The sequence below is a fragment of the Pseudosulfitobacter pseudonitzschiae genome, from assembly GCF_900129395.1.
GTDB lineage: Bacteria > Pseudomonadota > Alphaproteobacteria > Rhodobacterales > Rhodobacteraceae > Pseudosulfitobacter > Pseudosulfitobacter pseudonitzschiae.
In genome coordinates, this window is the sequence record NZ_FQVP01000002.1 from 321,605 (window position 1) to 334,656 (window position 13,052).

The following is a 13,052-nucleotide window of genomic DNA, read 5'->3' on the forward strand; positions in this document are numbered from 1 at the left end:
CACATGCAATCGGTCGTGGCAGATGTGGGCGGCACCAACACGCGTATGGCATATTCGCAGGGTGGTGTGCTGGTGGACGGTTCGGTCAAGTGGTTTCGCAATGACGACTATCCGACCTTTGCCGATGTGCTGGATGATTTCCGGCAGGGCGCTGCGGTGGACCGGCTGTGCGTGGCGATTGCGGGTCCGGTGATGCCGGGCCATGTGCGTCTGACCAACCGCGACTGGTCCTTTGATGCGGCACAGTTGGGGGCCGCGTTGGGCGGTGCCTCGGTGCGGATCATCAACGATCTGGCGGCAGTGGGGCACGCATTGCCCTATCTGTCTTCTGATGCTGTCGTGCCGGTAGTTGCAGGCCGTGCCGCCCCCGGCGGGCAGGCGCTGGTCGTCGGCCTAGGCACGGGGTTCAACGTCAGCGTGGCCCACGGCAGCGGCGTGATGCTGGCCGAAGAAGGGCACACCGGATTGCCCATCGGCGTCTACCGCGTGTTGCAGGCGCATCTGGGCGACAAGGCGGCGGCGTTCGAGACGGTCGAGCAGTTGTTTGCAGGTGCGGGGCTGCGCGCACTGCACCGCGCACTTGGCGGGGCAGAGATGCCCAGCCAGCAGATCGTGACGCAGGCCGCTGAGACGATGGCTGTCTATGTCGCGGCTTTGGCGGCGCTGTGTCGCGACATGACCTTCCAGTTCATGCCGCTGGGTGGGATCTATTTCAACGGCGGGCTGGCGCGGGCGGTTGTGGGATTGCCCGAGACGGGCAAGGTTCTGGCGGCGGCGCGGGTGCAGGATATGTTCGAGGGCACCTTGTCCGATATCCCGATGTGGATCGTGACGGATGACGCGGCCGCCCTTGCTGGGTGCGCGGCCTGTCTGGACCAGGTTTAGAACTTGTACAAAAGACCGGTGAATATGTACCGGATTGCCGTCGCGCCGCGTTGCACCGGCCTAGCCGAACTGTAGATCAACCCGTCCAAAGCCGCCGAAATCCGCCTCGATCCGCGTGCCCGGCGGGCACTCGATGGGGCGGATAAAGCTGCCCGACAGGATCACCTGACCCGCCTCGATGGTCTGCCCGTACTGGGCCATGCGCCGCGCCAGCCAGACCACGCTTCCCACCGGATCGTTCAGCACGCCGGCACCCAGCCCGGTTTCCTCGACGGTGCCATTCACCGTGACAATCGCCCCCACCCAGCGCAGATCACTGTCCGGCGCGTGACGTTCAGCGCCCAGCACGATCCCTGCGTTGGCGGCGTTGTCGGCGATGGTGTCAAACACCTTGCGCGCGGCCCCTGTGGCCGGATCGGCGCGCAGGATGCGGGTGTCGAGTATCTCAAGCGACGGTGCCACATAGTCGGTTGCCGACAGCACATCGGCGCGGGTTACCTCCGCTCCGCCAAGGGGCGATTTCATCACAAAGGCAATCTCGGCCTCGACGCGCGGCTGGATGAACCGCCCCGCAGGCACCGTATCGCCGGTGTCGAACCGCATCGACGAGGTCAGCACGCCGCTGTCGGGAATGTCGATGTTCAGCGCCTGTTGCATGGCGCGGCTGGTCAGGCCGATCTTCCAGCCGATGACGTCCTCGCCCTGCGCCAGCTTGCCCGCGACCACCTGTTTCTGGATCGCATAGGCGTCGTCCATGGTGATGTCGGGATAGGCAATCGAAAGCAGTCCGGTCTGCTGGCCGGTGGCCTCGGCCTGTAGCAAAGCGGAGGCGGCGGATTGGTGCTGTGCTGGGGTCATTCGTCGCCCACCGTGCAGGACAGGGTGCCAATGCCTTCGGCGGCCACGGTGACGGTGTCGCCGGGCACAAGGAACCGCGGCGGATCGAACCGCGCACCGGCCCCGGTGGGTGTGCCGGTCACGATGATGTCGCCGGGCACCAGCGTCGTGAAGGTCGAGATATAGGCGATCTGGCGGCGGATCGGGAACAGCATCCGGCTGGTGCGGTCCTGTTGGCGCAATTCGCCGTTCACATGACTGCGCAGTTCCACGTCATCCAGTTGCGCCGCCGACGTGAAGGGCACCAGATGCGGGCCCATCGCGCCCGAGTTGTCCCAGTTCTTGCCTTGGGTCACGTTGAACTTGGCATGGCGCACCCAGTCGCGCAGCGTACCCTCGTTGCACAGCGTCAGTCCGGCGACGTGGGCATATGCGTCCGCTTCCGCGATGCGACGGCCACCCTTGCCGATGACGATGGCAATCTCGCCCTCGTAATCCAGTTGCGGGCTTTCCGGCGGGCGGATCACTGTGCCGTTGTGGCCGGTGAAACTGCGCGCGAAACGCGGGAACAGCGACATGTTGGGCGGCGCGTCCTGCCCGTCCTTGTATTCGGCGTTGCGGTCGGGAAAGTTCACGCCGACGCAGATGATCTTTTCGGGGTTGGGTACCGGAATGTCATAGCTGAAATCGGTGTGGCTGACGGACAGGTCCTGCGCTTTGAGCGCAAGCTGATGCAGCGCATCTGCCGCGATCACGTCGCGCAGCGTGGGCCAGTCGGGAAAATAGGGGCTAAGCGCGACCATCCCCGTGCCGGTGTCCACGCCGTAAAACTGCTGGCCTTGGGCGGTGTAGGTGGCAAAATTCATCAGCGTCTCGCTATCTGGGTGATGGTGTCAAAGGCGGTGTCAAAGTCGCGTTCCTCGCAGTCGAACTGACCCGCGGTGAAGCGGATGACCTTGACCCCGTCCACAAGGGTTTGCGTCAGGTAAATGCGCCCGTCCGAGTTGATCGCCTCGACCAGCGCCTGTGTCTCGTCATTGCTGGCACCGGCGACTTTGAACGTCCACAGGGACAGGATCGGGTCGGTCACAATCTCGAATTCGGGCAGGGCGCGCAGCCGTTCACACAGGGCCTGTGACCACTTTACATGGTTGCGGATGCGGCCACGCAGCCCTTCCATGCCGTAGCTGCGCATCAGGAACCACAGTTTCAGCGCGCGGAACCGGCGGCCCAGCGGGATCGACCATTCGGAATAGTCGATGATGTCGCCCTGGGCGTGGGTTTTCAGATATTCGGGCCGGATGGCCAGTGTCTGGCGCAGCACATCGGGGTCGCGCAGGAAGTGGGCGGCGCAGTCGAACTGTGCCCCCAGCCATTTGTGCGGATTGAACACGATGCTGTCAAAGTGTTCGGCCCCCTGCCACAGCGTGCGGAACTCGGGGCAGATCATCGCGGTGCCCGCCCATGCGGCGTCCAGATGGGTGAACAGGTTCTCGGACCTGGCGATGTTTGCGACGGCTTCCAAGTCATCGCACGCACCCATGCCGGTGGCACCGGTGGCGGCGATGATGCCTGCGGGGACGAAGCCTGCGGCGCGGTCCCGGGTGATCGCGTCTTGCAAGGCGATGGGGTCCAGCCCGCGCAGGTCGCCGGTGCTGCGGATCTTGACCAGATTGTCCTGACCGATGCCCGCCACCCAGATGGCGCGGTCTATTGACGTGTGCACCTGATCCGAACAGTAAATGCGCAAGACGGGCTGTCCCGACAGACCCTGCACGTTGCCCTGCCAGTTCAGCGCCCGTTCGCGCATGGTCAGCACGGCGGCCAGCGTGGCGCTGCTGGCGCTGTCCTGAATAACACCCTGATAGCCGGCGGGCAGGCCCAGACCCTGCCGCAGCCAGTCCAGCATCTTGGTTTCCATCTCGGTCGCGGCAGGCGAGGTTTGCCACAGCATACATTGCGGCGCGATGATCGAGGCCACGAACTCGGCCAGCACCGACGCGGGGGCGGCGTTCGAGTTGAAATAGGCAAAGAAACGCGGGTGCTGCCAATGGGTGATCCCCGGCATCACAACCTTTTCAAAGTCGGCCATGATGTTGGCCATGTCGGTGCCGTCCTCGGGCGGGCTGTCGGGCAGTTGCGCCGACACTTCGCCGGGGGCGGTCTGCGCGCGCACCGGACGGTCGCGTATGGTCTTGTGATACTCCGCGCCCCAGTCGGCGACATCCTTGGCGTGGCTGGCGAAATCGTCCCAGTTCATGTCTGTTTGTCCTGTCTGCGTTAAGGCGCGATGATCGGCTGCGCTTTCAGCGCAGGCTCGGCGATGGCTGTACCGTCAAAGGTCGATCCCTTTTCAAACCAGCTGCGCGGTGCGGGCGCGCCCCACAGGGTCTGGCGCGAGGGGTCCTTGAGGTCCCAGTGGATCGGCTCGTGATCGGGGTCGATGGTCTGGTAGTCCGAGCAATAGATTTCGATCCGGTGGCCGTCGGGGTCAAGGATATAGAGGAAAAAGGCGTTGGAAATGCCATGCCGGCCGGGGCCGCGTTCGATGTTGTCGCGCCAGCCGGTGGTGGACATCAGGTCCAACAGGTCGATGATGTTCAGCGGGGTCGGCACCCAGAACGCCGTGTGGTGCAGGCGCGGGCCGCTGCCGTTGGTAAAGGCCACATCGTGCACGCCGCCCTTGCGGTGCATCCACGCGGCCCAGACCTTTTGCGTCTCGGCGTCCTCGGTGTATTCGGTGACGCGAAAGCCCATCTGGTTGTAGAAGGCCACCGCCCCGTCCACGTCGGACGAAAACAGGTTGAAATGGTCGATGCGCAGCGGTTTCACCCCGCGATACAGCGCATATTTCTGCGCGATGTTGGGCAGGCGGTCCATCTTGGCATAGAACTCCAGCGGCACGCCCCAGGGGTCCTGGGTTTGCAGCACGCGGCCCATGAAGGGGCGTTCGATCCATGCGGTTGGCAGGTCCTGGTCCTTGAACCACGCCTCGGCCTTGTCCAGATCCTGTTCGTCGAACAACTTGAACCCCAGCCGGTGCACTTGGGCGCTGTTGGCCTCGCGCAGGATGATGCAGTGGTGGCCGCGTTCCTCCATGGCGCGCAGCATCAGCAGGCCGTCTTCCTCGTAGGTGATTTGCAGGCCCAGCGTGTCGACCCAGAACGCGCGGCTGCGGGCCAGATCGGTGACGGTGTATTCCACATGGCTGAGCCGCAGGATGTTGAACGGCGGGTAAAGAACCGGTGCGGGGACGGGCATGGCATGCTCCTGTAATGCGGTGCGCCGGGTGGCGCGTTGTATTGCGTGGTGAGGGATGCGTCCCTCGAACTCCTGCGATTTATCGCACCAGAGAAAGGTCAGGCGCCAAGGCGCGGGATGGCGTGGTGGCCGGTGGCAAAGCCCACGTGTTTGGTTTCCATGTAGAAGTCGAACGACCAGTCGCCGCCGTCGCGCCCGATGCCCGATGCCTTGACCCCGCCGAAGGGGGTGGGCAGGTGGCGGACGTTTTCCGAGTTTACCCAGATCATCCCCGCCTCGATGGCGGCGGTGGTGCGCATGGCGCGGGTGATGTCATTGGTCCAGACATAGGCGGTCAGCCCGTATTGGGTGTCATTGGCAAGCTTTATGGCCTCGGCTTCGTCCTTGAACCGGATCGAGGTCAGCACGGGGCCAAAGATTTCCTCTTGGGCCACGGTCATGTCGTTGGTGGCATGGGTGAACAGCGTCGGGTTGACGTAGTGGCCCGCTCCTTCGGGCGCTGTGCCACCTGCGGCGATGGTGGCACCGTTCTGGCGGGCGATGTCGAAGTAGGACGTGACCTTGTCAAAGTGCACCTTGTGGATCAGCGGGCCGACCTCGGTCCTGGGGTCCAGAGGGTGGCCGACCTTGATGTTGCGCACGCGCGCGGCCAGCTTTTCCTCGAACTGGGCGGCGATGCTGTCCTGCACCAGCAGGCGCGACGAGGATGTGCAGCGTTCGCCGTTCAGCGAATAGATCATGAAGATCGCCGCATCCAGCGCGCGGTCCAGATCGGCGTCGTCAAAGACGATGACGGGGTTCTTGCCGCCCAGCTCGAAGTGCACGCGTTTCAGGGTGTCGGCCCCCTGTTTCATGATCATCGATCCGGTCTTGCTTTCGCCGACAAAGGCGATGGCCTTGATCGCCGGGTGTTCGGTCAGGGCCTTGCCCGCCTCTTCGCCCAAGCCGTTGACCAGGTTCCAGACGCCCGGCGGCAGGCCCGCGTCTTCGGCGATCTCCATCAGGATGCGGGCGGTCACTGGGGAAAATTCGGCGGGCTTGTGGACGATTGTGCAGCCAGCGGCCAAAGCAGGTGCTATTTTCCACGTGGACAGCATGAAGGGCGTGTTCCACGGCGTGATGATCCCCACCGGCCCCAGCGGCGTGCGGGTGGTGACGTTCATCAGCGTGGGTGAGGGCAGCATTTGCCCATCTCGCGCAGCCGGTGCGCGGTCGGCAAAAAAGCGGAAGTTTTCCGCGCCGCGCAGGGCGGCCTTGGACATGAAGCGCAGGGCCTGTCCGGTGTCCCAGCATTCGCACAGCGCGATTTCCTCGGCCCGTGCGACGATGCCGTCGGCGATGGCGTGCAGGATCTTCTTGCGCGCGGTGCCGTCCATATCGCGCCACGCAGGAAAGGCGTCGGCAGCGGCGCGGGCGGCGGCGTCGATGTCGGCGGGGCCACTGCGCGCCACACGTGCGATATGGGTTTCGTCCACGGGGCTGTGGGTGTCGAACCAGTCGCCGGATTGGGCGGGCACAGGCCGGCCGTTGATCTGGTTCAGGATGCCGGTGTCGGCAAAGCGGATCAGGTGGCCGCGTAGGCTGGCCAGATTTGTGTCGAGGTCTGACATGGTGTGATCCTTTACAGGTGATCGCGGATTGTGCCGGATTTTGGGGAAAGCTCCGGGTCGATGTCGCGCATTTCCATCGACAGGGCGATGGAGCGTTGGGCCATGACCGGCGCAAGAAAGTCGGAAGCCGCCTGAAACACTGCCTGCGTCGCGGCCTGTTTGGCGACTGTTGTGCGCCCTTTGCGCAGGCGTACGGAGATGTCGATGTAGCCGTGTTTGGCATCACCGTCTGCGATGCTGACGTGCGTGGCGGCAAAGGCACGCACGCGGATGCCTGCCATCGGAAACACGCCTGTGCCGATGGCCGCGCGGCGGATGTGGTCGCACAGCGCGGACATGTCCACCGCTGCCTCCAGATTGGGCGAATAGTCGATTGTCAGGTGTGGCATTTCACGCTTTCGCAAGATTTACTTAACATCGCAATTATTGTCATGTTAAGTAAATGAGCGTCGCCACGTCAAGGATTCGATTTCATGGCCCCCAAGCTTGTCAGTACCAGCCGTTCATTGCCCATCGCCTTGATGCACGCCCGCGAGGCGGTGATGGGACCGATCCGCGAAATGCTGGGTGCGTCTGGCGTGACGGAACAACAGTGGCGTGTGCTGCGGGTGCTGGAGGAGGCCGGGGCGCTGGATGCCAGCACGCTGGCGCAGCGCGCGGCCCTGTTACAGCCGTCGCTGACACGTATCATCAAGGGGATGGTGGCCAAGGGGTTGGTGACACAGGTGCAGGGGGAGCACGACCGCCGCAGGCAAGAGGTTGCGATCACGCAGGCGGGCGTCGCGCTGATTGCGGCCAACGCGACGCGTGCGGCCGAAATCGCCGAAGGCTGGCGCGCGCACCTTGGAGCGGACCGGTACGAGGTGTTGCTGGATCTGTTGGGCGATCTGGCGGACCGTGACGGGGTGCAGTAGGCCGACAAGCCCGACCGCCGGGTGAAGCGGGGGACTGGCTGCGCCGCGTGGCATGTTCATGGGCCGCAAAAGGGAACACCTCGAATTGCCCGCGCGGGCCTGACGCCTACATCTGGCTGAGAAGATCCGAAAGGGGGCATCATGAAACGGCTGAAACTGGGTATTCTTCAGGTCAATCACGACCGCAGCATCGAAGTGGGCGATGCCTTTCCCGATGACGCGCACCGCTTTCGTGACCTCTTTGACGCCCAGGAACAGCGGTTCGATTACCGCGTCTACATGACGGTCGGCGGCGAGGTGCCGCAGGATGTCGACGAACAGGATGCATATCTGATCACCGGCAGCCCGGAATCTATCCTGCACGAACTGGCCTTTCTCGATCCGCTTTATGATTTCATCCGTCGCGCCGATGCGGCGGCCAAGCCGCTTCTGGGCGTGTGCTTTGGGCATCAGGCAATTGCCGTGGCGCTGGGCGGGACGGTGGAGCAGTCCGATTGGAACATCGGGGTCGAGACCCACACATTTCTGGAACATTTCGACTGGATGCAGCCCGCGCAAGAGGATGTGAACCTGCACAGTTTTCACCACGACACGGTGACGGTGCTGCCCGAGGGCTGTCGGCGCATCGCGGAATCGCCCGGCTGCGTCAATGCGGGCTTTGCCAAGGGGGATCACATCATCACGACCCAAGGGCATCCCGAGTTTACCGATCGTTTCATGGCGGGGATTCTGGAGGCCACCAAGCATGTCCTTTCGGCCACCGAGGTCGAAGTGGCTGAGGCGCGGGCGGGCATGTCATCCGATGGCGATGTCTTTGCCGCATGGGCGACCCGGTTTTTCGGCGGCACGCCCTAGCGCCCTTTGCCTCTAACGGCAGAGGCTGCGCGGTGCTGGCAATTCAGCGCGGCAAAGGTAGTCTGTGGGTCAGAGATTGAAGGGAATCAAATTGATGCGCGCGATTGTATACGACCGCTTTGGCCCGGCGGCCGAGGTCCTGAGCCTGACCGATATGCCCACCCCCGCACCGGCGGCGGGCGAGGTTCTGGTGGATCTGGCCTTTTCCGGTGTGAACCCCTCTGACGTCAAGGCGCGCGGTGGCACCCGTCCGGGGGTGACCAAGCCCCCGTTCCCGCACATCATTCCGCACAGCGACGGGGCGGGCACGATTTCCGCCGTGGGCGCGGGGGTGGACCCTGCGCGCGTCGGGCAACGGGTGTGGATCTGGAACGGTCAGTGGCAACGCGCCTTTGGCACCTGCGCCGAACAGATCGCGGTGCCGTCGGATCAGGCGGTTGAACTGCCCGAAGGCGTGGACATGCAGACCGGCGCCAGCCTGGGCATCCCGGGGCTGACGGCCTGCCATGCGGTCTTTGGCGGCGGCGACTTGCGCGGCAAGACCGTGTTGGTGCAGGGCGGGGCGGGCACGGTTGGGTTGCTGGCGGTGAAGCTGGCGCGTTGGGGCGGTGCGCATGTGATCGCCACCGCACGCGGGCCAGGGGCGGACCATGCCCGGGATGCGGGGGCTGCCGAGGTGATCGACTTTACCGCGCCGGATCTGGCCGACAGGATTCTGGCGGCAAACAATGGCAAGCCGGTGGACCGGATCATCGAGCCGGAATTCGGCGTCAACATCGGCACGGACATTGCGGTGGTCGCCCAGAACGGCACGATCGCGGCCTATGGATCGGCGGCCCGGCCCAAGGCCGATTTCAACTTTCTGGAACTGATGTTCAAGGCGGCCACGGTCGATGCGATCCTGATCTACCTGTTGCCACTGCCTGAGCGCCAAAAGGTCATCAACCGCCTGCATGCGGCTTTGGCAGAGGGTGCGCTGGACATCCCTGTTGCGCAGGTCTTTGCCCTGTCTGACACTGCCGCAGCCCACGAGGCGGTGGAACAAGGCGGGCGTCACGGCGCGGTGCTGGTGGAGATGGGGCAATGAGCCTGTTGCGCCGCCTGCTCACCGCCATGACGCTGGCGATGGCGCTCTGCGCACCGGTTCATGCCGAAACCGCCGGGCAACCACAGGGCGCGATCACCGTCGAGGACAGCGCCCAACAGGATGCCGCCATCGCGGTGCGCATCCGCGATATCATGTCTGAACTGGATGGCTATGGAAACGTCACGGTGACAGTGACGTCGGGGATCGTGACCCTGCGCGGCACGACGCTTGATTCTGCGGCTTCGGACCAACTGAACGAACTGGTCGGTCGGGTTCAGGGGGTCGTGGCAATCAAGAACGAAGTGACGGAAACGACGGATGTGGTCGAACGGCTGAACCCGGCCTACGAGCGGTTCAAGACGCGGCTGCTGCAGGCCGTGGCGATGTTGCCGCTGTTGGGGGTGGCGCTGCTGGCCTTTGTGTTGGTGATGCTGGCGGGGGTGTTGCTGGCGCGGGCGAAATATCCGTGGGACCGGATCGCGCCGAACGCGTTTATCGCTGACATCTACCGCCAGATCGTGCGGTTGTTCTTTGTCGTGGCTGGCATCGTGATCGCGCTGGACATCCTGAACGCCACGGCGCTGCTGGGCACGATCCTGGGCGCTGCGGGGATCGTCGGTCTGGCCATCGGTTTTGCGGTCCGCGACACGGTCGAGAATTTCATCGCCTCGATCATGCTGTCGTTCCGCCAGCCGTTCCGGCCCAACGATACGGTCGAAATCGAAGGTGACGTGGGCAAGGTGGTCAGCCTGACCAGCCGCGCCACGATCCTGCTCAGCTTTGACGGCAACCAGATTCGCATCCCCAACTCGACAGTCTTCAAGAGCCGGATCATCAATTACACCCGCAACACCGAGCGTCGCTTCAGTTTTGACGTGGGCGTGGCCCCTGTGACCGACCTTGCCGCGGCCAAGGCGCTGGCGCTGGAGACTGTGAACAAATTGCCCTTTGTGCTGGCCACACCGGCCCCTGCCATCTGGATCGAAACCATTGGCGACAGCACGATCGGGATTCGCGTGACCGGATGGATCGACCAGCACGAAACCGGCTTTGCGCTGGCGCGGGGTGAAGCGATCCGGCATGTGCTGCTTGCCTTTGAGGCTGCGGGAATCGAAATGCCCGAGCCGACATTCCGCGTGGTGTCGCCCTCGAGCAAGTCCGACAGCCCCGCAAAGCCCCCGGTCGTCATCCGAGAGGTCGAAACAGAGGACGTGCAGTCGACGCAGAACGAAGCTTTGGAAAGGATTGTCGACCAGGAACGCGCAGAACGCGCGGACAAGGACCTGTTGACGCGGGAGGGCGAAGAAGAATAACGCCTCGCGTACGATTTGCCGGATTTTGGGCTTGCGCCTCCGGCAAGTGGGCATTAATTAGCGCGACACGTTGGGATGTAGCCAAGTGGTAAGGCAACTGTTTTTGGTACAGTGTACCGTAGGTTCGAATCCTACCATCCCAGCCACTTCACTCAGATAGCGAACAGCGATCACAGCCCCCCAGCACTGGCTGCGGTGCCGTTTCCCTATCCCTTTGGTGTCTGTGACAGCACGGATGCCGCCACTTCGCGCAGCAGGATCCAGTTGATCGGTTTCTGAAGGAAGGGTTCGTTCCACTCCGCACCGTCGCTCTGGCGTTGCCGGATGGAATCATAGCCCGACATCAGCACCACATGCGTGCCGGGGAAACGGGCGCGAATCTCTTTGGCCAGGGCATGGCCCTGCATGGCGCCGGGCATCACCAAATCCGTGATCACCAGATCGGGGGCGGGGCCTGTGCTCATGATTTCGAGGGCATCGGCGGCGCTCAGGGCGACTTCAACCTCGTTGCCGTCAAGCTGAAGCTGGCGGGCCATGACGCGGGTGACCTTTTCGTCGTCATCAACCAGCAGGATGCGGTGCGCCGATGGCTTGACCTCGGTGGACTGCTGCATGGTCTCGGGGGCGACATCCGGGCTGCTGGGGGAAAGCGGGAAGAACATCTTTGCCGTCAGCCCATGGCCGGGCTCCGAGAGCAGTGTCAGCCCGCCGCCCGACTGGCGGCAGAACCCCGAGGCGACCGACAGGCCCAGCCCGGTGCCTTCGCCCACGGGTTTGGTGGTAAAGAACGGCTCGGTCGCGCGGGACAATTCCTGCGCCGTCATGCCGGGGCCGGAATCGACAACGCTGATGCAGACAAAGGTGCCCGAAAATATCTGTTCGGTCCCGCCAAAGCCTGAGACCTGTTCGCGTCCCATCTCCTCTGCAGCCGTGCTGATGACGATTTTGCCACCCTGCGGCTGGGCATCGCGGGCGTTGATCAGGATGTTCAGCAGCGCCTGCTGGAAGTTGATCGGGTCCAGCTCGACAATCATCTCGTTCGCCGACAGGCGCGTCGAGACGGCGATGTTGGCCGGGCACAGGCGCTGGAACATGTTCAGGGTTTTGCGGACCAGATCGTCCAGGTTGACCGGCACCGGCTCCAGCCGCGACTTGCGACCATAGGCCAGCAGTTGCCGTGTCAGCTCCGCAGCGTTCTGCACAGCCTCGACGGCTTCGGTCAGATAGACAGGGTGCGCAGACTTGTCGGGGTCGGCCTGAAGCAGTTGCAGGTTGCCCAGGACGACGGACAGGGTGTTGTTAAAATCATGTGCGACGCCACCGACCAGCTTGCCCAGGGCTTCGATCTTCTGGCCGCGTTCCAGCGCCACTTCGGCCACTTGGCGCGCGCGGTCGCTTTCGCGTTGCAGCTTTTCGGCCTGCGCTGCGCGCTGTTCGGTCTTGTTGATCACATTCGCGAAATAACATGCCGCAGTGACCAGCATCAGGATCATCGTATAGGCCAGAACCGACGCCCGAAGGTCGGCCGAGACGTAATTCAGGTTCGATGCAATCAGCGCAAGTCCGGTCAGCCCGACCGGCACCAGAACCAGAAACGGAAGCAGTTTGCGCAACATCTGGCTGCCCAGCTCCGGGGCGGCCAGAACCCGCATCCAGCCAACTTCCGCATCGTTGACCAGAAAGGCCACGAACAGAGCGGTGAAACCAATGGCCGTGTGCAGCGCCATCAACGTGTAGACGGGGTTCGCGAACAAGGCTTCGGAGTTGTAGAGGTAGCCAATGAGCGGCACCATCGCGAGGCTCACCCCCAGCGTTTTCGGGAGAAGCCGCGCAAACGTCGACAAGTCCTTGACCGTTCGGGACCACAGGCAGACCGCGATCAGCAGACATGCGATTGCCGTGGCGATCGACATGCCGTCCGGCACCACCTGGAAAACGGCCAGCCGATAGTTCGCAATGACATCCGACGCGATCAAGACGCTGCACAGACGCGCCACCCAGGGGCTGTACCCTTTGTTCAGGGCGATCAGGCCCAGACTTCCGAACAAGAGGGAAATCGCGGTGCTGGGCACCATCGCCGGGTATTCGGGCCAGATACGCAGAAAGAATTCCAGCCCGAGACCCCAGCCCAGGATCAGGTTCAGCAACGCCAGGATGCCGACGGAGACTGCCAGATAAAAGGACGTTTTGCTGTGCCAGGTGTTCGGCAGGGAGACATCTGTTGTCATGGCGTCGTCTCAAAAGGCTGACGACTCCACGCAGGAAACGTTCAGGCCACTACGTGAAGGGT

12 protein-coding genes and 1 tRNA gene are annotated in these 13,052 nt (G+C 63.5%); 6 read left to right on the top strand and 7 right to left on the bottom strand.

What is annotated here, in order from left to right; all coding sequences use genetic code 11:
- Nucleotides 1–3: 3 nt before the first annotated feature.
- Nucleotides 4–885 carry a glucokinase gene (locus BUC08_RS05895; protein WP_037924810.1) on the top strand — a complete coding sequence of 294 codons (882 nt, stop codon included), beginning with the start codon at nucleotides 4–6 and terminating at the stop codon, nucleotides 883–885.
- Between the two features lie 60 nt (nucleotides 886–945).
- Here BUC08_RS05895 and hpaH read toward each other — a convergent pair whose 3' ends face one another.
- The 6 genes from hpaH to BUC08_RS05925 form a co-directional block, all read right to left on the bottom strand.
- On the bottom strand, nucleotides 946–1,743 hold the full coding sequence (gene hpaH, locus BUC08_RS05900; protein WP_037924812.1) for a 2-oxo-hept-4-ene-1,7-dioate hydratase: 798 nt from the start codon (nucleotides 1,741–1,743) through the stop codon (nucleotides 946–948).
- The gene (locus tag BUC08_RS05905) at nucleotides 1,740–2,588 is read right to left on the bottom strand and encodes a fumarylacetoacetate hydrolase family protein (protein WP_037924814.1); all 849 of its coding nucleotides are present in this window, start codon (nucleotides 2,586–2,588) and stop codon (nucleotides 1,740–1,742) included. Before BUC08_RS05905 ends, hpaH begins: the two co-directional genes overlap by 4 nt.
- The gene (locus BUC08_RS05910; protein WP_037924817.1) at nucleotides 2,588–3,982 is read right to left on the bottom strand and encodes a pyridoxal phosphate-dependent decarboxylase family protein; all 1,395 of its coding nucleotides are present in this window, start codon (nucleotides 3,980–3,982) and stop codon (nucleotides 2,588–2,590) included. Before BUC08_RS05910 ends, BUC08_RS05905 begins: the two co-directional genes overlap by 1 nt.
- A 20-nt stretch (nucleotides 3,983–4,002) precedes the next feature.
- Nucleotides 4,003–4,983, bottom strand: a complete 981-nt coding sequence (hpaD, locus tag BUC08_RS05915; RefSeq protein WP_037924819.1) for a 3,4-dihydroxyphenylacetate 2,3-dioxygenase — start codon at nucleotides 4,981–4,983, stop codon at nucleotides 4,003–4,005.
- A 98-nt stretch (nucleotides 4,984–5,081) separates the two neighbouring features.
- Complete coding sequence (gene hpaE / locus BUC08_RS05920) at nucleotides 5,082–6,593, bottom strand: 5-carboxymethyl-2-hydroxymuconate semialdehyde dehydrogenase (RefSeq protein ID WP_037924821.1); 1,512 nt, start codon at nucleotides 6,591–6,593, stop codon at nucleotides 5,082–5,084.
- Between the two features lie 11 nt (nucleotides 6,594–6,604).
- The gene (locus BUC08_RS05925) at nucleotides 6,605–6,982 is read right to left on the bottom strand and encodes a 5-carboxymethyl-2-hydroxymuconate Delta-isomerase (protein ID WP_037924824.1); all 378 of its coding nucleotides are present in this window, start codon (nucleotides 6,980–6,982) and stop codon (nucleotides 6,605–6,607) included.
- A gap of 84 nt (nucleotides 6,983–7,066) precedes the next feature.
- Between BUC08_RS05925 and hpaR the strand changes: the two genes are divergently transcribed.
- From hpaR to BUC08_RS05950, 5 genes are all read left to right on the top strand, one after another.
- Nucleotides 7,067–7,507, top strand: coding sequence for a homoprotocatechuate degradation operon regulator HpaR (gene hpaR / locus BUC08_RS05930; RefSeq protein WP_037924826.1), 441 nt, complete (start codon nucleotides 7,067–7,069; stop codon nucleotides 7,505–7,507).
- A 141-nt stretch (nucleotides 7,508–7,648) separates the two neighbouring features.
- Nucleotides 7,649–8,362: a type 1 glutamine amidotransferase gene (locus BUC08_RS05935; protein WP_051694178.1), complete on the top strand. Its 714-nt coding sequence runs from the start codon at nucleotides 7,649–7,651 to the stop codon at nucleotides 8,360–8,362.
- A 94-nt stretch (nucleotides 8,363–8,456) separates the two neighbouring features.
- Nucleotides 8,457–9,449: an NADPH:quinone reductase gene (locus BUC08_RS05940; RefSeq protein WP_037924828.1), complete on the top strand. Its 993-nt coding sequence runs from the start codon at nucleotides 8,457–8,459 to the stop codon at nucleotides 9,447–9,449.
- Entirely contained in the window at nucleotides 9,446–10,762 is a 1,317-nt protein-coding gene (locus tag BUC08_RS05945) for a mechanosensitive ion channel family protein (RefSeq protein ID WP_037924830.1), read from the top strand. The genes BUC08_RS05940 and BUC08_RS05945 overlap by 4 nt, the downstream gene beginning before the upstream one ends.
- Before the next feature lie 71 nt (nucleotides 10,763–10,833).
- Nucleotides 10,834–10,908 (top strand) — tRNA-Gln (locus BUC08_RS05950).
- A gap of 60 nt (nucleotides 10,909–10,968) precedes the next feature.
- Here the strand turns inward: BUC08_RS05950 and BUC08_RS05955 are convergent.
- Nucleotides 10,969–12,990: a response regulator gene (locus BUC08_RS05955; RefSeq protein ID WP_051694180.1), complete on the bottom strand. Its 2,022-nt coding sequence runs from the start codon at nucleotides 12,988–12,990 to the stop codon at nucleotides 10,969–10,971.
- Nucleotides 12,991–13,052: the final 62 nt, after the last annotated feature.